General features: G+C 62.2%; 5 protein-coding genes, 2 tRNA genes and 3 rRNA genes. All 10 read right to left on the reverse strand.

Annotated features, from left to right (window positions below; translation table 11 throughout):
* Window positions 1–148: 148 nt before the first annotated feature.
* Window positions 149–1,165: a ribonuclease Z gene (locus tag QX071_RS33900; protein WP_315707323.1), complete on the reverse strand. Its 1,017-nt coding sequence runs from the start codon at window positions 1,163–1,165 to the stop codon at window positions 149–151.
* Between the two features lie 456 nt (window positions 1,166–1,621).
* Window positions 1,622–3,625 (reverse strand): cbb3-type cytochrome c oxidase subunit I, encoded by a 2,004-nt coding sequence (locus QX071_RS33905; protein WP_315707324.1) that lies wholly within the window; start codon window positions 3,623–3,625, stop codon window positions 1,622–1,624.
* Window positions 3,626–4,093: 468 nt separating this feature from the next.
* A 5S ribosomal RNA gene (gene rrf / locus QX071_RS33910) occupies window positions 4,094–4,208 on the reverse strand.
* 78 nt (window positions 4,209–4,286) lie between these two features.
* Window positions 4,287–7,128 (reverse strand): 23S ribosomal RNA (locus QX071_RS33915).
* 436 nt (window positions 7,129–7,564) lie between these two features.
* A tRNA-Ala gene (locus QX071_RS33920) sits at window positions 7,565–7,640 on the reverse strand.
* Window positions 7,641–7,677: 37 nt separating this feature from the next.
* A tRNA-Ile gene (locus tag QX071_RS33925) sits at window positions 7,678–7,754 on the reverse strand.
* Between the two features lie 219 nt (window positions 7,755–7,973).
* A 16S ribosomal RNA gene (locus tag QX071_RS33930) occupies window positions 7,974–9,462 on the reverse strand.
* The 16S, 23S and 5S rRNA genes sit together here with 2 tRNA genes alongside, the layout of an rRNA operon.
* 590 nt (window positions 9,463–10,052) lie before the next feature.
* Complete coding sequence (locus tag QX071_RS33935; RefSeq protein WP_315707325.1) at window positions 10,053–11,423, reverse strand: MATE family efflux transporter; 1,371 nt, start codon at window positions 11,421–11,423, stop codon at window positions 10,053–10,055.
* 95 nt (window positions 11,424–11,518) lie between these two features.
* Entirely contained in the window at window positions 11,519–17,545 is a 6,027-nt protein-coding gene (locus QX071_RS33940) for a non-ribosomal peptide synthetase (RefSeq protein WP_315707327.1), read from the reverse strand.
* A complete protein-coding gene (locus QX071_RS33945) occupies window positions 17,542–23,988 on the reverse strand; it encodes a non-ribosomal peptide synthetase (RefSeq protein WP_315707328.1) in 6,447 nt (2,148 codons plus the stop codon). Before QX071_RS33945 ends, QX071_RS33940 begins: the two co-directional genes overlap by 4 nt.

Raw genomic sequence — 23,988 nt, forward strand, 5'->3', positions numbered from 1 at the left:
ATCGACTGTCGGTCGGGATAGCAGCCCTGTGCTGCCTGTATGACCGAAGCCCTTGCGGCGAGCGCAGAAGCTGTTCGCGATGGAGGATTTGGGGCCATGATAACCGCAAAGCGCTCTCGCAGGTATTGCCTCTCGCCGATACCCAGCGCTACGGGCTGGTCGGCTCCCGTGCGAGGACATCGCCGTGGAATGCCGCCTCCGCCTCCTGCCGCAGGCGCTCCGGCTCCTCAAGATAGCGCGGCGAATAATGGAAGGTCGTGAGCCGCCTCGCGCCCGCCTTGCGCGCGAGCTCGCCGGCTTGCGTTGCGGTCAGGTGCCGGCGCTGACGGGCGATGTCCTCGTCAGCTCCCGCGAACGCGCTCTCGATGAAGAGGTGATCGGCCTCCTTCGCGAGCATAAGGACGCTCTCGACATTCGCCGGCGTGAAGGCAGCATCGGTGACATAGGCGATGCGCTGTCCCGGCCCGCTCTTGAGCACATGCCGACGTAATCGGCCGAGCAGTTCGACGCGACCATTGCCGACATCGATCGGCGTCTCATCGCCCTCACCTCGCCGCGCAGCACTCTTGGCGCGATTGAGCCAGGGCCCAACCTGCAGCCCCAGTGCATTCACCCCCTCAGTCCAGACGTTGACACGCAGGGCTTCCTGCAACGCGAATCCCAGGCAAGGAAGGCTGTGCTCCAGCATCCGCGACTCAATCCGCACCTCGCCATCGTCGAACACGACGCCCTCGGGCAATGGGGTGAGACCCAGCGGCCGAGCTTCGAATGCGTCACGCGCCCTGAACGTGACCGATCGCGTCAGACGGTCTTCGACGAACTCAGCCGCGACGATCGAGAAATCGGGCGAATTCTCCCCGAGCAGATTCCATTCATAAGCGGCGAGCTTGGCGGCGATGCCATCGATCAGGCCTGCCGGCCCGACGATACGAAGAACTCCTTCATGGTTGAGACGCACTCGCAGCAACCGGTCGAAGCCGCAGAAATGGTCCAGGTGACGGTGGCTGACGAAGACGTCGCTCACCCGCAACAACTCCCGCGCCGACAACGGACCGAGGTCGCCGAGATCGAACAGCATCGCGCGACGGCCAAAGCGAAAATCGACGTAGAGGCCGGGATCGCCGAATACATCATTGATCAGACGCGACTGGACCAACCAGCTCATGGTGACCTGCTCATAGTGACCTGCTCATGGGAGCTGCCCGATGGTTGAGCCCGCCGTCAAATCTATGGCACGGTGACGATACGGGCGTTCAACTCTCTGAACGATCTGTATACCACTCTCCTTCAACAGCCGTCGCCAGCCAATGCGAGCCCTGGCGGAGCGTGCCGATGCACAGCATCACGTGTGCGGATGCAGATGGCCGCGTCGGCTATTCGGGCTGCTCAGAGCGACCATGTTGAATCAGCCCGATGGAAGTGATCGAACGGAACGATGAGGCGCTGAGCGCCTCAAAACCTTGCTGCTTTTCGAGTCTGCAAAATGTAAAGCGATCCCGCGCGGCGATTCCATAATCGGGCCGCGCGGCTGGCCATCGAAGGCAGACCTGATCCGACCAGCCGTCCGACCTCGGCCGCCCGGTCCAAGCCACGGCCCACTTCGCAATTCCGCCCTTCAGCATCAGATGTCGCCTGCTGCCGTGACGAGCCCGCGGCGCGACGCAATGATCGCACGGTCGATCCGCGCCACCTCGGCAGCGGGGATGACATACTCGTCGCGATCGCGCCAGGCGAAGACGACGAAGGTCGCAAACGCACCGACGGCGCCCAGCGCAACCATCCACCAGATGTGCCAGATCAGCGCAAACCCCATTACGGTCGCGAAGAAGGCACAGACGAATCCGGTCGGTGAATTGCGGGGCATCTCGATGTCCTCGTATTCCCGCGACTCCTTCTCGCGAAGCTGCTCGGCCGTGGCCTTTTCCTTGATCGTCCAATAGGCGTCGAGCCCGGTCACATTGGGCAGGACGGCGAAATTGAACGCGGGCGGCGGCGAGGACGTCGCCCATTCCAACGAACGTCCGTCCCAGGGATCGCCAGTCCGATCGCGTAGCAGTTCGCGATCACGGATGCTGAAGACAAGCTGCAGGATCTGCAGGACGACTCCGATGACGAGGAGCACCATTCCAGCACCGGCAGCCAGCATCCATGGCCGCCATTCGGCGACATCGTAGTGCTGCATGCGACGCGTCATCCCGAGAAGCCCGACCGCATAGAGCGGCACGAAGGTCGCATAGAACCCGGCAAGGGTGAACCAGAACGCCGCTTTGCCCCATCCCTCATGGAGGCGGAAACCGAAGGCCTTCGGAAACCAGTAGGTCATGCCGGCAAACGCCCCGAACAGGACGCCACCGATGATGACATTGTGGAAATGCGCCACCAGGAACAGGCTGTTGTGCAGCAGGAAATCCGCCGGCGGCATCGCCAAGAGCACGCCCGTGAGCCCGCCGAACAGGAACGTCACCATGAAGCCGACCGACCACAGCATCGGTGTCGAATAGCGGACACGACCGCCATACATCGTGAACAGCCAATTATAGATCTTCACGCCGGTCGGGATCGCAATCACCATGCTGGCAATGCCGAAGATGGCGTTCACCTCCGGCCCCGCCCCCATCGTGAAGAAGTGATGCAGCCAGACCATGAACGAGACGATGCAGATCGCCATGGTGGCCAACACCATCGAACGATAGCCGAATAACGACTTGCCGGAAAAGGTCGGCACGATTTCCGAATAGATGCCGAACGCCGGCAGCACCAGGATATAGACCTCGGGATGGCCCCAGGCCCAGATCAGGTTCATGAACATCATGACGTTGCCGCCGGCTTCATTGGTGAAAAAATGGAAGCCGAAATAGCGGTCCAGGATCAGCATGGTCAGCGTCGCTGTCAGGATCGGAAACGCCGCCACGATCAGGAGATTCGACGCGAGCGTGGTCCAGCAGAACATCGGCATCCGCAGGTAGCTCATGCCTCTGGTGCGGAGCTTGAGAATGGTGGTCACGAGATTGATGCCGGCCACCAACGTCCCGACGCCCGAAATCTCCAGCGCCCACAGGTAATAATCGACGCCCACGCCGGGCGAATAGGTCAGCTCCAACAAGGGCGGGAACGGCAGCCACCCGGTGCGTGCGAATTCGCCGACGACGAGTGAGAGATTGACCAGGAGCGCACCGGTCGCGGTCAACCAGAAGCCTACCGAGTTCAAGGTGGGGAATGCAACGTCACGGACCCCGAGCTGCAGCGGGACGACGAGGTTCATGAGCCCGATCACGAACGGCATCGCCACGAAGAAGATCATGATCGTGCCGTGGGCGGAAAAGATCTGGTCGTAATGTTCCGGCGGCAGATAGCCGTTGGAGTGAAACGCGATCGCCTGCTGCAAGCGCATCATGATGGCGTCGGTTCCGCCCCGCAGCAGCATCACGAAGGCGAGCAGCACATACATGATGCCGATCCGCTTGTGATCGACGCTGGTGATCCACTCCCGCCAGAGATAGGGAATGTAGCCCTTGATCAGCACCCACAGCAGAACGCCGAGAATCACGGCAAGCACCACGCCGGCGGCGACCAGGGGAATCGGTTGATCGAATGGAATTGCCGACCAGGTGAGCTTGCCAAGCATCGGTCGCTCCGACGTGTGCGGCTGCCGATCCGGAATCGCTCGGCAGCCGGCCGGTTCCATTGGCGCGTGCCCGGATAAAGGGCCACGCGTCTACATTGCCCGTTGAATACGGAAAAGAACCGATTCGGTTCCAGAGAGTTTCGCGAGACGCGTCACCCGGATGAGGCGACCTTATGGCGGCTGCGCGCCGGTCAACTTCCGCTTTATCGACTTTATCGACCGGGGCCGAGCGCGCTCGCTGCTTGGCACTGCCCGCCGCGGCCACCATCCGCATCACCGCGTCTGGGCCGGCAAGGCCGCAAACGAATCGGATGAAGGCTGCTGCGAGCGAATGTTCGGAATCCGAAGCACCGATTACTCATCCGAGTCCATTTGACAAATTGCCAAAACGAAACCGCCGCGGAGGGGTTTCCTTCGCGGCGGTTTTGATGTGGGGTTTGTGAAGAGGTGTTGGATTGTCCTTTGCAGGCCTGGCGGCGACCTACTCTCCCAAGGCTTGAGCCTTAGTACCATTGGCGCTGAGGAGTTTAACGGCCGAGTTCGGGATGGGATCGGGTTCAGGCTCCTCGCTAAGACCACCAGGCCGGCGAAGGACAACGGGTAAGAAGCAAGCTGTTCGATCGCGATGCGATCGAGGTCCAAATGGACACTGACAATGAGAGCAATCAAGCCGATCGAACGATTAGTACCGGTAAGCTGCATGCATTACTGCACTTCCACATCCGGCCTATCAACGTGGTCGTCTTCCACGGTTCTCAAGGGAATGCTCGTTTTGAGGTGGGTTTCCCGCTTAGATGCCTTCAGCGGTTATCCCGTCCGTACATAGCTATGCTGCACTGCCGCTGGCGCGACAACAGCTCCACCAGAGGTACGTTCACCCCGGTCCTCTCGTACTAGGGGCAAATCCTCTCAACATTCCAACACCCACGGCAGATAGGGACCGAACTGTCTCACGACGTTCTGAACCCAGCTCACGTACCACTTTAATCGGCGAACAGCCGAACCCTTGGGACCTTCTCCAGCCCCAGGATGTGATGAGCCGACATCGAGGTGCCAAACGACGCCGTCGATATGGACTCTTGGGCGTCATCAGCCTGTTATCCCCGGCGTACCTTTTATCCGTTGAGCGATGGCCCATCCACGCGGGACCACCGGATCACTATGACCGACTTTCGTCTCTGCTCGATTCGTAGATCTCGCAGTCAGGCAGGCTTTTGCCATTATACTCGACGAACGATTTCCGACCGTTCTGAGCCTACCTTCGCACGCCTCCGTTACTCTTTGGGAGGCGACCGCCCCAGTCAAACTGCCCACCATGCGCTGTCCCGATCCCGGATGACGGGATGCGGTTAGATATCCATAACCATTAGGGTGGTATTTCACATTGCGGCTCCACCCGAGCTGGCGCCCGAGCTTCAAAGCCTACCACCTATTCTACACAAACAGTCACGAATACCAGCGCAAAGCTACAGTAAAGGTGCACGGGGTCTTTCCGTCTGACCGCAGGAACCCCGCATCTTCACGGGGAATTCAATTTCACTGAGTCTATGTTGGAGACAGCGGGGAAGTCATTACGCCATTCGTGCAGGTCGGAACTTACCCGACAAGGAATTTCGCTACCTTAGGACCGTTATAGTTACGGCCGCCGTTTACCGGGGCTTCGATTCAAGGCTTGCACCTCTCCTCTTAACCTTCCGGCACCGGGCAGGCGTCAGACCCTATACGTCATCTTACGATTTCGCAGAGCCCTGTGTTTTTGTTAAACAGTTGCCACCCCCTGGTCTGTGCCCCCACTGCATGCTTGCGCATACAATGGGCCTCCTTATCCCGAAGTTACGGAGGTAAATTGCCGAGTTCCTTCAACATAGTTCTCTCAAGCGCCTTGGTATACTCTACCAGTCCACCTGTGTCGGTTTCGGGTACGGTCTGATGTGGAGGCTATTTCCTGGAACCCCTTCGAGGCCCGACCAATCCGTTAAGGTCGGACAACACACGGGATTCGTCACCATCCACTGGCTGCAGAATATTCACTGCATTCCCATCGACTACGCCTTTCGGCCTCGCCTTAGGGACCGGCTAACCCTGCGAAGATTAACTTTACGCAGGAACCCTTGGACTTTCGGCGACACTGTCTTTCACAGTGTTTGTCGTTACTCATGCCAGCATTCGCACTTCTGATACCTCCAGGCGCTCTCACGAGTCGCCCTTCGCAGGCTTACAGAACGCTCCGCTACCGCGCATCTTGCGATGCACCCTAAGCTTCGGCTCGTGGCTTGAGCCCCGTTACATCTTCGGCGCAGAAACCCTTATTTAGACCAGTGAGCTGTTACGCTTTCTTTAAAGGATGGCTGCTTCTAAGCCAACCTCCTGGTTGTTTTGGGATTTCCACATCCTTTCCCACTTAGCCACGAATTGGGGGCCTTAGCTGTAGGTCAGGGTTGTTTCCCTCTCCACGACGGACGTTAGCACCCGCCGTGTGACTCCCGGATAGTACTCTCAGGTATTCGGAGTTTGGTTGGGTTTGGTAAGACGGTAAGTCCCCCTAGCCCATCCAGTGCTCTACCCCCTGAGGTATTCGTCCGAGGCGATACCTAAATATCTTTCGCGGAGAACCAGCTATTTCCCAGTTTGATTGGCCTTTCACCCCTAACCACAAGTCATCGGAGCCTTTTTCAACAGGCACCCGTTCGGTCCTCCAGTGAGTGTTACCTCACCTTCAACCTGCTCATGGCTAGATCACTAGGTTTCGGGTCTAATACAACGAACTTGGCGCCCTATTCAGACTCGCTTTCGCTGCGCCTACGCCTATCGGCTTAAGCTTGCTCGTTAAATTAAGTCGCTGGCCCATAATACAAAAGGTACGACGTCACCCAGAACGCATCTTGGGCTCCGTCTGTTTGTAGGTGTCCGGTTTCAGGTCTATTTCACTCCCCTCGTCGGGGTGCTTTTCACCTTTCCCTCACGGTACTGGTTCACTATCGGTCGCTGAGGAGTACTTAGGCTTGGAGGGTGGTCCCCCCATGTTCAGACAGGATTGCACGTGTCCCGCCTTACTCGAGCATGAATGATTGAATTACCCATACGGGGCTATCACCCTCTGAGGCCCTGCTTTCCTGACAGGTTCTGGTTGTCGTTCATTCATGACTGGCCTGGTCCGCGTTCGCTCGCCACTACTAGCGGAGTCTCGGTTGATGTCCTTTCCTCCAGGTACTTAGATGTTTCAGTTCCCTGGGTTCGCTTGAAACCTCCTATGTATTCAGAAGTCTCATACCTTCTCTTGATAACCGGAAATCCAAGACCTCACGGCCTCGAATTCTCTCAGTATCTGATCAAACTCCAAAACCAAGGTCTTGGAGTTCCGGCTATCGAAGGTGGGTTTCCCCATTCGGAAATCCGCGGATCAAAGCTTCTTCGCAGCTCCCCACGGCTTATCGCAGCGTAGCACGTCCTTCATCGCCTCTCAGCGCCAAGGCATCCACCGAACACCCTTAAGGCACTTGATTGCTCTCATCATCAATGTCCACACACTCGGCAGAATGTTCACCGCCCTCACCTCTCCCGAAGGACAGGCGTCAAGGCGGCGCGGACACTGATTTAGAAAGACCAGCTTGCTTCTTAAGATCGAACCGATAGCGAGGCGGTCAAGCTTCGCTAACAGAGCCGTTTACAACAACACGAAAGCTTCACAGCTTCCGTCTTGCGCCGAAACGGCCCGGAGATAGTGAAGGTCACGCACAGTTTAATGCCGAAAGCTCCCGCTCGATTGCTCGAGTGAATGCCCTCAGCCTGCACGATCCCAACTCGGATCGATCTCCTCTTCACGATGTCAGATAACACGCAGCCTCAAGTCCTGGTGAGGACAATGAGATGCGAATTGGTGTCTCGCGGACGATGTCGAACCTGCGCTCTCTCAAGCTGCCGACCGGCAATCAAACCATCTGGTGGAGCCAGACGGGATCGAACCGACGACCTCATGCTTGCAAAGCACGCGCTCTCCCAGCTGAGCTATGGCCCCGTAACCAGAAGACGAATGCCATGCTGCGCCAGAAAAGTGGTGGGCCTGGGAAGACTTGAACTTCCGACCTCACGCTTATCAAGCGCGCGCTCTAACCAACTGAGCTACAAGCCCTTAACGCTTAACGAGGCCTGCGGTGCCGCGATCCACGACGCTGTCGCGCCCGATCGTTGCGCTCAGCCCCTGGCGCGTGTTCGTCCGCGAAGAAAGAGAAACGAAGACGGCGAAATCCCGCCAATGGAGCTCATCAGGATCTGGCGATCGTGATGGCCCCTGAATGTTTCTAAAACGATCCGATAGTGAACGTGATGTTCACTGAAGGATCATCCTTAGAAAGGAGGTGATCCAGCCGCAGGTTCCCCTACGGCTACCTTGTTACGACTTCACCCCAGTCGCTGACCCTACCGTGGTCGGCTGCCTCCATTGCTGGTTAGCGCACCGCCTTCAGGTAAAGCCAACTCCCATGGTGTGACGGGCGGTGTGTACAAGGCCCGGGAACGTATTCACCGTGGCGTGCTGATCCACGATTACTAGCGATTCCAACTTCATGGGCTCGAGTTGCAGAGCCCAATCCGAACTGAGACGGCTTTTTGAGATTTGCGAAGGGTTGCCCCTTAGCTTCCCACTGTCACCGCCATTGTAGCACGTGTGTAGCCCAGCCCGTAAGGGCCATGAGGACTTGACGTCATCCCCACCTTCCTCGCGGCTTATCACCGGCAGTCTCCTTAGAGTGCTCAACTAAATGGTAGCAACTAAGGACGGGGGTTGCGCTCGTTGCGGGACTTAACCCAACATCTCACGACACGAGCTGACGACAGCCATGCAGCACCTGTGTTCCGGGCTCCGAAGAGAAGGTCACATCTCTGCGACCGGTCCCAGACATGTCAAGGGCTGGTAAGGTTCTGCGCGTTGCGTCGAATTAAACCACATGCTCCACCGCTTGTGCGGGCCCCCGTCAATTCCTTTGAGTTTTAATCTTGCGACCGTACTCCCCAGGCGGAATGCTTAAAGCGTTAGCTGCGCCACTGGTGAGTAAACCCACCAACGGCTGGCATTCATCGTTTACGGCGTGGACTACCAGGGTATCTAATCCTGTTTGCTCCCCACGCTTTCGTGCCTCAGCGTCAGTATCGGGCCAGTGAGCCGCCTTCGCCACTGGTGTTCTTGCGAATATCTACGAATTTCACCTCTACACTCGCAGTTCCACTCACCTCTCCCGAACTCAAGATCTTCAGTATCAAAGGCAGTTCTGGAGTTGAGCTCCAGGATTTCACCCCTGACTTAAAGACCCGCCTACGCACCCTTTACGCCCAGTGATTCCGAGCAACGCTAGCCCCCTTCGTATTACCGCGGCTGCTGGCACGAAGTTAGCCGGGGCTTATTCTTGCGGTACCGTCATTATCTTCCCGCACAAAAGAGCTTTACAACCCTAGGGCCTTCATCACTCACGCGGCATGGCTGGATCAGGCTTGCGCCCATTGTCCAATATTCCCCACTGCTGCCTCCCGTAGGAGTTTGGGCCGTGTCTCAGTCCCAATGTGGCTGATCATCCTCTCAGACCAGCTACTGATCGTCGCCTTGGTGGGCCTTTACCCCACCAACTAGCTAATCAGACGCGGGCCGATCTTTCGGCGATAAATCTTTCCCCGTAAGGGCTTATCCGGTATTAGCACAAGTTTCCCTGTGTTGTTCCGAACCAAAAGGTACGTTCCCACGCGTTACTCACCCGTCTGCCGCTGACGTATTGCTACGCCCGCTCGACTTGCATGTGTTAAGCCTGCCGCCAGCGTTCGCTCTGAGCCAGGATCAAACTCTCAAGTTGAACTTGAAGCTTTGAACCGGCTGATCACAACGTTTGACGAGGTCCCACCTATCAATCACCCACGCTTCACAGCGCAAATGATCATGGTGTTACCTTTGAAACATTGTCCGCCGAAGTCTTCTCGTCCGATCTCAGAACCAAAAGCCGAAGCTCTCAACCCCAAGACCCGCAAGGACTCCGCCGTCCACGTTTCTCTTTCTTCATCTTCACTTGTCAAACAGCCTGCGCTTCGAAGCCATAAAGGCTGCGAAGAGCTTCAACCTCGATTATTTCGGTAGCGAGGAAGTCCCGAAAGCCGGGGCGCTTCACATAGCTTATTTTCCGAGATCGTCAAGGGCCAACCAGAAAATAACTTCGTCCCGAAAGTTCAGGCCTCAGTCATCAGTGATGTCCGGCTGGCGTGGCGGGGTGATAGTGCGATGCCGCATTCGACACAAGAACTTTTTGCGACGCCTGTGAATATTTCTGGATAACCCCGCATCGCGCAGCGCGCGCAATGCACAAGGCGGCTCAATCTCGCAAACGCGTCCTGGTCATCGCCGCATGTTCCGACTGAGAAAACTGCTGAAGCGAAGGCATGCGCCCCGCCCTTACCCGCGACTTCGTCCCCGCCAGATCAATCCGTAGTACGCCAGTTGCACGACGAGCGCCGCAGTGAAGCCCGCCGGATACCCCATCCAGACGCCCTCCAGCCCAACCCAACGCGACAGCAGATCGGCAGCCGGCAATTGCACCAGCCAGATCCCGGCCAATGCAATCACTGTTGGCCAGACGACCGTTCCGGTCGAGCGCATGACGCCGGCAAGAACCTCGCTGACACCCGCGAGCACATAGCTCCACAGCGAGATCAGCAGCGCGCGCTCGGCAATCGCCAATGTTGCGGGATCGACCACGAACCACGATAGAACCGCCCGCGAAAACACGCCGAGCGCGATCACCGTCGAAATTCCTACGGCCAGGTCGAGCGTGATTGCGATCCGCGTGACCTTTCCCAGGCGGTCGGGCTTGCCTGCACCGATCGCCTGTGCAGCAAAAACTGTCGCGGCGAGCCCGAACGCCTGCATGGGCACGAGCAGATATCCGACCACCTGATTGACGGCGCCATAAGCCGCAGTCGCGCTCGATCCGAACGGGTTGATCAGTGCGACCATCGCCACTTCCGACAGCGAGGTCACCGCGGTCTGGATCCCGCCGGGCACGCCGATTCCGAAAAACGGCGCAGCGATCTTGGAATCGATACGAAGCCGACGCAGGAACTCCCGGTCGACAGCCATAGGATGCCGCCGCACGCGCAGATAGACGATGAGGCACGGCAGCGATATGGCGCAGGCGATGAAGCTCGCCCATGGAGCACTCGTCACGCCAAGCTGCGGCAGTCCGCACCACCCCTGGATCATGGCCGGCGTCAGCACCAGCGTGATACCGATGTAGATGACCATAACCAGAAGCGGTGTTTGCACGTCACTCGTGCCGCGCAAAAGAAACATATACGCAAAGACCAACGTCACCGCAGGCAACGAGATGAAGGTCACGCGCGCATAGTCGATGGCGGAGGTCATGATGTCTTGCGGCGTGGCCATGATCTCGAGCAACTCCGGAGAGATGCGATAGCCAACGATCGCGACGGCAACGCTGAGCAAGGCGCAGACAGAAAGCGTCGTTCCAGCGGCGCTTTTGACTTGAAGAATGTCCCCTGCCCCATGGGCCCGCGCGACCAGCACGACGCCACCGGAAATCAGCCCGATCAGAAAGGAGACGAGGAGAAAGAAGATCGGAAAGAATGCGGACGCAACGGCCAGCGCCGATGACCCAAGGAGTTGGCCGAAATAGATGGCCGTGATCGTGCCGGACAGCAATTGCAGCGCCGCACTTGCAGTCTGCGGGATCGCAAACCGCACCATCTCCCGCCATAGCGGCGCCTCGCCGGTCGAGTTGGACCGCTCGGCTGCCGTCAGTCGCACTGCTGCCGACCGATCTTCAACCGACGCTGCTTCCGTCCGGGTGGCCGCAGCGTTCGGCAAGGCGGTGCTCGGCGCGCCGCGCGTGCTGCTCGGCGTCATAGCTGTGTAACCGGATCGACCCGCGCGGTTCGTTGGCTTTGCCTTGCGCCGAGCGCTGGAACGTCTCGCCGAAACATCGCAAGAGGCAACTTGGGATCGGCGGCGATCGCCATCAGCAGTTCAACCACATCGTCCAACAAACATTTCATCGCCGTCGCATCAAAGCGATGCGGGCTGAAGACCAGCCGGAAGCCCAGCCGCGCGGCCGGTGCAATCACGAGGCATAATGGAAAATCAATGCCCGCTTCGAAGCTGCCGGTCGCGGTGACCCTGACTTCAGCCGGCGGCACAGCTGTGCTGCTCGCAAGCGAACTCCCGGTCGGATAGTTCTCAAAGACAACGACCGATTCGAACAGAGCCTGGTCCGACGGCACACCGACCCAATGTTGAATGTCGCTCAACAGACTTCGGTCGTACACCTGTTCCTCGGCCTGCCGAACCTGCAAATCCGTCAGCCAATCCGTCACGAGCATTCCCGGATCTATATGAATACGCCGCGGCAGGATGTTGGTGCACAATCCCAGGATCTGCTCGACGCCGGGCAATTCGCCGGGGCGGACAGCGGTCGTCATGCCGAACACGATCTCGTTCTTGTTTGCTTGACGCACGAGAGCCAAAATCCACGCGCCCTGAACAAGGGTATTCATTGTCAGGTGCTGAGTTTGGGCTGTGGCCTGGAGCCGTGCGGTCAACCGCTCCAAGAGTATCGCGCGATGCTCCGCGCATGCATCGGCCGGAGCTGTTGGATCACCTGGCGGCAAATTCAACCGATAGGGCAAGGCTGCACCTTCCAGGCGGTCGAGCCAGAACGCACGGCTAGCGATTTGATCGGCGGAGACGAGCCAGGCGAGATAGTCGCGAAACGATCTGGGTACAGGCATGGCCGAGCGAACTCCGCGCGCGGCGAGATAGAGGTCCATGAACTCCCGCAACAGAGGCGCAATCGACCAACCATCGAGGAGCAGATGGTGAAAGCTCAGAACCAGGGTGTGCTGTGTGGACGCGTGGCGCAGAAGGCTCGCACGCAGCACGTCTCCCGCAGCAAGATCGAGCCCCTGCTTTCGATCCTCGGAGAGAAACTCCTGCAGATGCTGCTCGGCAATGTCAGCCGCGGCCACCGAATTGTCAGTGGCGGACCAGCGCGGCTTTGCGTTCCGCCGCACGACCTGCAATGGCTCCCCCTCGTCGTCCGGAAAGGCGACGCGCAACGCAGGATGCCGAGCCGCCAATTCGTACCATGCTGCCTCTAACGCAGCACAATCGAGCTCGCCTTCCAGATGCAGCCAGATCTGCTCGTGATAAGCTACGCTATCCGGTGACCGCCGGGCGTGCGCCAGCATGATCCGCTGCATCGGCCCGAGCGGCCAGATGTCTTCGATATCGGGATAGTGCTGCTGCAGGGCAGCAAGCCGCGCCTCGTCGAGGCGAACCAACGAGAAATCGGACGGTGTAAATTGCCCTAACGGGCGTGCAGCGCAGTGGCGGATCACCCCGCGCAAGGCTGCCGTGAAGCGCTCGGCCAGATCGTCGATCGAGGCCCGATCATGCGCCGCCGGCCACCAGCGCCACTCGAGCTTCAGCCTGGCGCCACTGATGAGCGCCACCACCTCGAGCAGATGGTCCCTGCCCCGCTCCGGTGCGATCTGAACGCCCGAACTCTCGCCCGCGAGACGCCAGCCTTGCTCCGTGGTTTCATCGAAGCGTCCGAGATAGTTGAAGCTGATCGCGGCTCGTGGCAGCGATCGCAAGACGTCCACGGTCTCGTCGTTGAGATAGCGCAACAATCCCCAGCCGATGCCACCTTGGGGTACCCGGCGAAGATGCTCCTTGATGCGCCTGAGCGCGATGCCTGCCGCCAAGCCGCCATCCCTGAAATCGGCAACGTCCAGTTGTCCCGCATCGAGCCGAACCGGAAACATGGTGGTGAACCAACCGACGGTCCGCGACAGATCTACGGCCGCAACCATGTCTTCACGACCGTGGCCCTCAAGATCGACAAGCGTCGCGGTCTCGGTCTCGCCTCGGGCCGCACGCCAATCGGTCAGTGCGACGGCGAGCGCTGCGAGCAGAGCGTCGTTGATACGAGTATGATAGGCCTTCGGCACGATCGTGAGCAGCGCTTCAGTGTCTTCAGCAGACAATCCTGTCGTCAGACCTTCGGTTTCACCATAGGTTGCAAAGCTGAAATCAACGGCGTGGTCGGTCGGAAATTCCGGCGCATCCCGACAGGTGGCGGTCCAAAAATCGAGTTCGTCCAATACTTCCGCCGAGTGCGCATGGCTTGAAATTCGTGTGGCCCATGTCCCGAACGAAGTGGTTTTGTTGGCAAGAGTGATCGTCTCGCGGCGTTCGAGCTGATCGTAGCCGGCCATGAAATCCTCGATCAGGATGCGCCAGGACACGCCGTCGACGACGAGATGGTGGATGATGAACAGAAGCCTGCCGGGGGCCTCGGCACCGAAATCGAACCAGGCGGCAACAACCAGCCGGCCGGCGCTGGGGTCGAGACCTTGCTGAAGCGCGGTCGCTGCAATTTCCAGCTGAGATATTCGCGCGGCGGGGGCGAGCTCCGCCAAATCGAAATGTGAGAGCGTGACGGAGACCTCATCAACCGGCAAAAGCTGCTGCCGCCAGCCGGCCTCCTCTCGGACAAATCGGCTGCGCAGCGCATCGTGATGGATCAGGAGCGATGCGAGCGCGCGCTCGAGGTGAGCCTGTTTGATATCAGCCGGCACTTCAAGCAGGACAGACTGGTTGAAGTGGTTGATCGGTCCCGGCTGTTCGAAGAACCAGCGCTGAATCGGAGTCAAAGGTGCACGGTCCGGCGCGCTATCGACATCGACGACAATTTGCGATCGATCCGCGACCTGGGCCAGTGTCGCGACGGTCTGGTATTGAAAGATCTGCCGCGGCGTGATCGTCACACCGCTGGCGCGCGCACGCGAGACGAGTTGCATGGATTGGATCGAGTCGCCTCCGAGCTCGAAGAAGTTGTCATTGATGCCGACGCGGTCGAGGCCGAGGACCTCGGCGAACAGGCCGGCCAGCACGGTCTCGACCGGATTGCGCGGCGGCTGCTCGCCGGCCCCGCGATTGCGGTCGGGCGCCGGCAACGCGTTGCGGTCGAACTTGCCGTTCGGGGTCAACGGCAGCCGGTCCAGCCGCACGATCGCCGACGGCACCATGTAGTCCGGCAGCCCCTGTTGCAGCTGGCGGCGCAGCTCGCTGATGTCGGCCGAGGCTTCCGGATCCGCCACCACATAGGCCACCAGCCGCTTGCCGGCGCCATCCTCGCGTATGACAGCTGCAGCCTGCGTCACGCCGGGCTGCGCCAACAGCGCCGCCTCGATCTCGCCGAGCTCGATGCGGAAGCCACGCAGCTTCACCTGAGTATCCAGCCGCCCCAAGAACTCCAGTTCGCCATCGGCGCGCCAGCGCACCAGGTCTCCGGTGCGGTACAGCCGCTCGCCGGGCGTGAACGGGTTCGGCAGGAAGCGCTCCGCCGTCAGCCCCGGCCGCCGCAGATAGCCGCGCGCGACACCGATGCCGCCGATATGGAGCTCGCCGGCCACCCCGACCGGCACCGGCTGCAGTCGCCGGTCCAGCACATAGCTCCTGGTGTTCGGCAACGGACGGCCGATCGGCGGCCGGCCAGCGCCGTCGCAGCGGAACATGGTGGTGCACACGCTGGCTTCGGTCGGACCATAGGCGTTGAATACCTGCCGCCCCGCCAGCCATGGCCGCAACAGCTCCGCCGAGCAGGCCTCGCCGCCGACGAGCAGCGTCTTCAGATCCTTGAACTCGGCGACAGGCAAGGCGGCCAGCGCCGCCGGCGGCAGCAGCACCGTGCTGATGCGCTGCCGCAGCAGCAGCTCGCGCAACGGCTCGCCCGGCATCAGCTCGTGCTGGGCCGCCAGCACCAGCGCCGCCCCGACCCGCCAGCTCATCACCAGGTCCCACACCGCCGCATCGAAGCTGATCGAGGCGAACTGCAGGATGCGGTCGCTCTCCTCCAGCGGCAGCCGTGCCAGCTGCGCGTCGGCAAGGTTCATGATGCCGCGATGGCTGATCATCACCCCCTTCGGCTTGCCGGTCGAGCCCGAGGTGTAGATCACATAGGCCAGATGATCGGCATCGACACCGCTCATCGGCGCCGTCTCGGGATGCGCGGCAATCGCCTGTCCATCGACATCGAGCCGCACCACGATCGCATCGCTCGCCGGCAGGCGCTGCAGCAGCGCCTCCTGCGTCAGCAGCACCTCAACCTTGGCATCATCCAGCATGTAGGCCAGCCGCTCGGCCGGATAGCGCGGGTCGAGCGGCAGATAGGCCCCGCCCGCCTTGAGGATGCCGAGCACCCCCACCACCATGTCCAGCGAGCGCTCCACACACAGCCCGACGATCACGTCGGGGCCGACGCCCAGCCCGCGCAGATGATGCGCCAGCTGGTTGGCGCAGCGATCGAGCTCGCCATAGCAAAGCTCGTCATCTTCCCAGATCGCCGCAACCGCATCCGGCCGGCGTTCCGCATGCGCGGCGAACAGCTCGTGCAGGCAGACATCCTGCGGGTAGCTCGCCGCGGTGTCGTTCCAGTCCACGATCAGCCGCCGCCGCTCGGCCTCGCTCAGCAGATCGAGCGCAGACAATGGTCGGTCGGGCTCCGCCACGATCCCGTCCAGCACCCGCATGAAGTGCTCCACCAGCCGTGCGATCGTGCTGTCCTCGAACAAATCGGCGGCATAGACCAGCGAGCCCTGTAGCGCGCCATCGGCTTCCGCCAGCGACAGCTCCAGATCGAACTTGGCCGCCACCGTTCCGGTCGCGAACGGTTCGATGGAAAGGCCCGCCATCCGCCCTGCCCGCTGCGGCATGTTCTGCAGCGCGAACACCACCTGGAAGATCGGCTCCCGGCTCAGGTCGCGAACCGGATGCAGCGCCTCCACCAGCTTCTCGAACGGCAGGTCCTGATGCGCATAGGCATCGAGCGCGGTCGCCTTCACCCGCCGCAGCAGTTGGCGGAACGACGGCGCACCCGCAAGATCGGTGCGCAGCGCCAGCATGTTGACGAAGAAGCCGATCAGGTTCTCCGTCTCGGCCCGTGTCCGTCCTGCGATCGGCGTCCCCACCACCACATCGTCCTGGCCGCTCCAGCGCGCCAGCACGACGTCGAACGCCGCCAGCAGCACCATGAACAGGGTCGCGCCCTCCGCACGCGCCAGCTGCGACAGCGCCACGGTGCGCCTCTCGTCGATCGTGAAGCGATGCAAAGCGCCGCGGAAGCTCGGCACCGCCGGCCGCGGCCGGTCGGTTGCAAGCTCCAGCCCGGCCGGTGCGCCGGACAGCTGCTGCGTCCAATAGCCAAGCTGCCGCTGCAGCGTCTCTTCCGCCAACCAGCGCCGCTGCCACACTGCATAGTCGGCATATTGGATCGGCAGGGCTGGCAATGGCGAGGAACGTCCCGCCGCAAAGGCCGCATATAGCTGCTCCACCTCCCCGACCAGCACCCCCATCGACCAGCCGTCCGACACCACGTGATGCATCGACAGCACCAGCACGTGGTCCTCGGGCGCCAGCTGCAGCAGCGCCGCCCGCAACAGCCGGTCACGGGCCAGGTCGAACGGCTGCTGCATGATGCGCTCCGCCCGCTGCCGCGCCTCCTCCGCGGAGACCACAACCGGCTCCAGCTCGACCTGCCAGGGCGGATCGATCCGCTGCACCGCGCTCTCACCCTGCGGCTCGAACCGCGTCCGCAACACCTCGTGCCGTCGAACCACCTCGCTCAAAGCCGCCGACAGTGCCGCGCCATCAAGCCGGCCCACCAGCCGCACCGCCGCCGAGATGTTGTAGGTCCCGCCCGCAAGCCCAAGCTGCTCCACAAACCAAAGCCGCTCCTGACCATGCGACAACAGCAACGGCGCATCGCGCGGAGCGCACGGGATATCCCGAACGACACGCCGTCCTTCGGCAGCGGCGGCCATTCGCCGCTGCAGCAGTTCACGCCGCAACGATGCAATGTTGGTCATCCCATGCTCCCGATCACGGCCTCGGATTGGTCGCGCTTGGCGCTGACATCGTCCAGATCCTGCAAGGCGATCTTGAGCTCTTCGGCTGTCATCGACTCGATATCGCCGGCGAGCGCCTCTTCAACATGCAGCGCAATGTCAGCCACCGTGGGTCCCGTGAAGATCACACGGACAGGCAGCTCAATTCCAAGCGTGGCCCGCACCTGGCCGATGAGCTGCATCGCCAGCAGCGAATGGCCTCCGAGCTCGAAGAAGTTGTCATTGATGCCGACGCGGTCGAGGCCGAGGACCTCGGCGAACAGGCCGGCCAGCACGGTCTCGACCGGATTGCGCGGCGGCTGCTCGCCGGCCCCGCGATTGCGGTCGGGCGCCGGCAACGCGTTGCGGTCGAACTTGCCGTTCGGGGTCAACGGCAGCCGGTCCAGCCGCACGATCGCCGACGGCACCATGTAGTCCGGCAGCCCCTGTTGCAGCTGGCGGCGCAGCTCGCTGATGTCGGCCGAGGCTTCCGGATCCGCCACCACATAGGCCACCAGCCGCTTGCCGGCGCCATCCTCGCGTATGACAGCTGCAGCCTGCGTCACGCCGGGCTGCGCCAACAGCGCCGCCTCGATCTCGCCGAGCTCGATGCGGAAGCCACGCAGCTTCACCTGAGTATCCAGCCGCCCCAAGAACTCCAGTTCGCCATCGGCGCGCCAGCGCACCAGGTCTCCGGTGCGGTACAGCCGCTCGCCGGGCGTGAACGGGTTCGGCAGGAAGCGCTCCGCCGTCAGCCCCGGCCGCCGCAGATAGCCGCGCGCGACACCGATGCCGCCGATATGGAGCTCGCCGGCCACCCCGACCGGCACCGGCTGCAGTCGCCGGTCCAGCACATAGCTCCTGGTGTTCGGCAACGGACGGCCGATCGGCGGCCGGCCAGCGCCGTCGCAGCGGAACATGGTGGTGCACACGCTGGCTTCGGTCGGACCATAGGCGTTGAATACCTGCCGCCCCGCCAGCCATGGCCGCAACAGCTCCGCCGAGCAGGCCTCGCCGCCGACGAGCAGCGTCTTCAGATCCTTGAACTCGGCGACAGGCAAGGCGGCCAGCGCCGCCGGCGGCAGCAGCACCGTGCTGATGCGCTGCCGCAGCAGCAGCTCGCGCAACGGCTCGCCCGGCATCAGCTCGTGCTGGGCCGCCAGCACCAGCGCCGCCCCGACCCGCCAGCTCATCACCAGGTCCCACACCGCCGCATCGAAGCTGATCGAGGCGAACTGCAGGATGCGGTCGCTCTCCTCCAGCGGCAGCCGTGCCAGCTGCGCGTCGGCAAGGTTCATGATGCCGCGATGGCTGATCATCACCCCCTTCGGCTTGCCGGTCGAGCCCGAGGTGTAGATCACATAGGCCAGATGATCGGCATCGACACCGCTCATCGGCGCCGTCTCGGGATGCGCGGCAATCGCCTGTCCATCGACATCGAGCCGCACCACGATCGCATCGCTCGCCGGCAGGCGCTGCAGCAGCGCCTCCTGCGTCAGCAGCACCTCAACCTTGGCATCATCCAGCATGTAGGCCAGCCGCTCGGCCGGATAGCGCGGGTCGAGCGGCAGATAGGCCCCGCCCGCCTTGAGGATGCCGAGCACCCCCACCACCATGTCCAGCGAGCGCTCCACACACAGCCCGACGATCACGTCGGGGCCGACGCCCAGCCCGCGCAGATGATGCGCCAGCTGGTTGGCGCAGCGATCGAGCTCGCCATAGCAAAGCTCGTCATCTTCCCAGATCGCCGCAACCGCATCCGGCCGGCGTTCCGCATGCGCGGCGAACAGCTCGTGCAGGCAGACATCCTGCGGGTAGCTCGCCGCGGTGTCGTTCCAGTCCACGATCAGCCGCCGCCGCTCGGCCTCGCTCAGCAGATCGAGCGCAGACAATGGTCGGTCGGGCTCCGCCACGATCCCGTCCAGCACCCGCATGAAGTGCTCCACCAGCCGTGCGATCGTGCTGTCCTCGAACAAATCGGCGGCATAGACCAGCGAGCCCTGTAGCGCGCCATCGGCTTCCGCCAGCGACAGCTCCAGATCGAACTTGGCCGCCACCGTTCCGGTCGCGAACGGTTCGATGGAAAGGCCCGCCATCCGCCCTGCCCGCTGCGGCATGTTCTGCAGCGCGAACACCACCTGGAAGATCGGCTCCCGGCTCAGGTCGCGAACCGGATGCAGCGCCTCCACCAGCTTCTCGAACGGCAGGTCCTGATGCGCATAGGCATCGAGCGCGGTCGCCTTCACCCGCCGCAGCAGTTGGCGGAACGACGGCGCACCCGCAAGATCGGTGCGCAGCGCCAGCATGTTGACGAAGAAGCCGATCAGGTTCTCCGTCTCGGCCCGTGTCCGTCCTGCGATCGGCGTCCCCACCACCACATCGTCCTGGCCGCTCCAGCGCGCCAGCACGACGTCGAACGCCGCCAGCAGCACCATGAACAGGGTCGCGCCCTCCGCACGCGCCAGCTGCGACAGCGCCACGGTGCGCCTCTCGTCGATCGTGAAGCGATGCAAAGCGCCGCGGAAGCTCGGCACCGCCGGCCGCGGCCGGTCGGTTGCAAGCTCCAGCCCGGCCGGTGCGCCGGACAGCTGCTGCGTCCAATAGCCAAGCTGCCGCTGCAGCGTCTCTTCCGCCAACCAGCGCCGCTGCCACACTGCATAGTCGGCATATTGGATCGGCAGGGCTGGCAATGGCGAGGAACGTCCCGCCGCAAAGGCCGCATATAGCTGCTCCACCTCCCCGACCAGCACCCCCATCGACCAGCCGTCCGACACCACGTGATGCATCGACAGCACCAGCACGTGGTCCTCGGGCGCCAGCTGCAGCAGCGCCGCCCGCAACAGCCGGTCACGGGCCAGGTCGAACGGCTGCTGCATGATGCGCTCCGCCCGCTGCCGCGCCTCCTCCGCGGAGACCACAACCGGCTCCAGCTCGACCTGCCAGGGCGGATCGATCCGCTGCACCGCGCTCTCACCCTGCGGCTCGAACCGCGTCCGCAACACCTCGTGCCGTCGAACCACCTCGCTCAAAGCCGCCGACAGTGCCGCGCCATCAAGCCGGCCCACCAGCCGCACCGCCGCCGAGATGTTGTAGGTCCCGCCCGCAAGCCCAAGCTGCTCCACAAACCAAAGCCGCTCCTGACCATGCGACAACAGCAACGGCGCATCGCGCGGTACCGGCAACAACAGTGGCGCTGATGGCGCTGGCGCGAGCTGCAGCCGCTCGGCCAAGCCTGCGACCGTGGGCGACTCGAACAACGTGCGCAAAGGGACTTGGACTGCGAGTTCCTGCTGTGCACGGGCCACCACTTGGGTCGCAAGCAGTGAATGTCCCCCGAGCGCGAAGAAATCGTCATTGACGCCAACGCGATCAACACCGAGAACATCGGCGAAGATAGCCGCCAATGTCAGTTCAGCCGCGTTGCGGGGCGCAATGTAGTCATCCTCTCCGTGCCGATCCGGCGCCGGCAGCGCATTGTAATCGAGCTTGCCGTTCGAGGTCAGCGGCAAACGATCGAGCCGCATCACAGTCGAAGGCACCATGTAGTCCGGAAGGGATTGCTGCAGTCGAGCGCGCACCTCACTCACATCGAGGGCGACATCCCGAGACGGCACCACATAGGCGACAAGTTGCTTGCCGGCAGTGCCGTCGCGTACCACCACGGCTGCTCGCTCGACCCCGGGCTGCGCCAGCATCGCTGCCTCGATCTCGCCGAGCTCGATACGGAAACCGCGGATCTTCACCTGATGGTCAATGCGGCCGAGATAATCGAGCTGACCGTTCGCCCTCCAACGCACCAGGTCGCCGGTACGGTAGAGCCGCTCACCCGATGCAAACGGGCTTGGCACGAAGCGCTCGGCCGTCAGGCCGGGCCGGCCGAGGTAGCCGCGGGCAAGGCCTGCGCCGCCAACATAAAGCTCGCCCGCAACCCCGATCGGCGCAGGTTCGAGCCCCCGGTCGAGAACGTAGGTCTGCAGATCGGGAATCGGGCAGCCAATCGCGCTCGCGGCGGCCTCGACATCCGCCCGCCTGACGGGCCGCCAGGTCACATGGACCGTGGTCTCGGTGATGCCGTACATATTGATGAGTTGTGGCTGCGTGTCGCCATGCCGCTCGAACCAAGGCGCAAGCTCGGCAAAATTCAGCGCCTCGCCACCGAAGATCACAAAGCGGAGCGCCAGCTCCCGGGCCGCATCGCGATCGGCCCGGATCAGCCCGGCGAAGGCCGACGGCGTCTGATTGAGGACCGTGACGCCTTCGCGCGCCAAAAGCTCATGAAACAGATCGGGCGACCGGCTGATCCAGTAGGGCACCACCACCAGCCTGCCGCCCTTGAGCAGCGCACCCCACACCTCCCAGACAGAAAAATCGAAGGCGAGCGAATGAAACAAGGTCCAGACGTCCTCTGGGCCGAAGCTGAACCAGGCATCCGTGGCAGCCAACAACCTGGTGACACGATCATGGGGAATGAGCGTGCCCTTGGGCTTGCCGGTAGAACCTGACGTGTAGATGACATAAGCGAGGTTGTCGGACGCGCAGTTGCTTGCCGGCGCCGTCTCAGGATGGCGCGCGATATCTGGCCAGTCGCGGTCGAGTTGCACCACGATGGCGTCATTCGCAGGCAGGCGATCGCCGCGGCCTTGCTGGGTGAGCAGGATCCGCGCCCTGGCATCATCAAGCATGTAGGCGAGCCGCTCGGCCGGGTAGCTCGGGTCGAGCGGTAGATAGGCGCCGCCCGCCTTGAGGATGCCGAGCAGGCCGACCACAGCGTCGATCGAGCGCTCGAGATAAAGGCCGACGACGACCTCGGGACCGACGCCGAGTTCCTGCAGGTGATGCCCTAGCTGATTGGCGCGACGATCGAGTTCACCGTAAGTCAGCGTCTCGCTTTCGAAGCTGAGCGCAACCGCGTCCGGCGTCCGCGCAGCCTGCGCAGCAAACAGCTCGTGCAGCACAGCTGTCGAATAGCTCGCCGGCGCTGGGTTGAACTCCGTCACGACCTGGCGCTGCTCGTCCTCGCTCAGTAATGACATCGCCGACAGCGGCCGCGCCGGATCGACGATGATCTGATCCAAAATCTGCTCAAAATGACCGATCAGCCGTTCGATCGCCGACGCCTCGAACCGCTCGGCATCATAGATCAGCTTGACCAGCAGCGACTGTTCGCCGATGACCTGCAGGGTCAGCGGATAGTTGGTCCGCTCGGACGTGGTGACACTCCTGATCCGCAAGGTCCGCGTGAGAGCGGTCACCGCGGATAGTTGCGTCGGATAGTTCTCGAATGCGACAATGCTCTCGAACAGCGGTGTGCCATCCGACACCTCGCTCCAGCGCTGGACCAGGGACAGCGGGCTATATTGATGTTCCAGCAACTCCGTCTGGCGCGCCTGGACCTCGCGCAGCCAATCCAGCACATGGTGATGACGCGGCAGTGCGATACGCAGCGGCAGCGTGTTGACGAACAGGCCGACTGTGCGCTCGACGTCCGGTATATCAGCTGGGCGTCCTGATACCGTGACGCCGAATACCACGTCATCCCTGTCGCAGTAGCGGCCAAGCAGCAGAGCCCAGGCTCCCTGCACCAGCGTGTTGATGGTCAATTTGTGATGGCGTGCGAAGCTCTCGAGCGTGGTCAACTCCGTCCCGATCACGTGGCTATGCTCGGCATAACGCTCGCTTCGCGTGGCGTCAGGCTGGGGTCGCGCCAGGAGCAAGGAGGTCGGCGTGTCGAAGCCTGCGAGACGCTGCCGCCAATAGGCTTCCGCCGCCGGCATGTCCTGGCGCTGCAGCCAGGCGATGTAGTCACGGAACGGACGCACCGGAATCAGCTGCGGCGCCTCACGCCGGCTCAGAGCGACGTAGGCAGCAAAGACGTCATCGAGCAGCAGCGGCATCGACCAGCCATCGAACAGGATGTGATGGCTGTTCCAGAGCAGGCCGTAAGCGCGCTCACCGGTTCGGATCAAGCAGAGCCGCATCAGCGGCGGGCGGTCGAAATCGAAGTTGCGGGTCCTCTCGGCCTGCTGCAGCTCCGTGAACCGAGTCTCCTGCTCGGCAGCAGGCAAGCCTCGCCAATCCTCGCGCGCGAAAGGCAGCACAGCCCTGCGCAAGACGACCTGTAGCTGTATTGCCAGATCCTGGCCGACAAAGGCGCTCCGCAGCACGGCATGACGCGCCACCGCCAGTTGCCAGGCCTGCTCGAAGGCATCGACATCGAGCGCTCCCTCCAGCCGACAGGCCAGCGAGATCACGTAGAGCGCGGAGTCGGGCTCGTAGAGGCTATGGAACAGCATGCCCTGCTGCATCGGCGACAACGGATAGATGTCCTCGACCTGCCGTGGGCCGCCGACTGAGGCGATGAGGCGATCGAGGTGCTGCTGACCGATCCTGGGCTGTCCCTTGGTCTTGCTCGTATGCATGTTCAT

This window comes from Bradyrhizobium sp. SZCCHNS1022 (assembly GCF_032484835.1).
Taxonomy (GTDB): Bacteria; Pseudomonadota; Alphaproteobacteria; order Rhizobiales; family Xanthobacteraceae; genus Bradyrhizobium.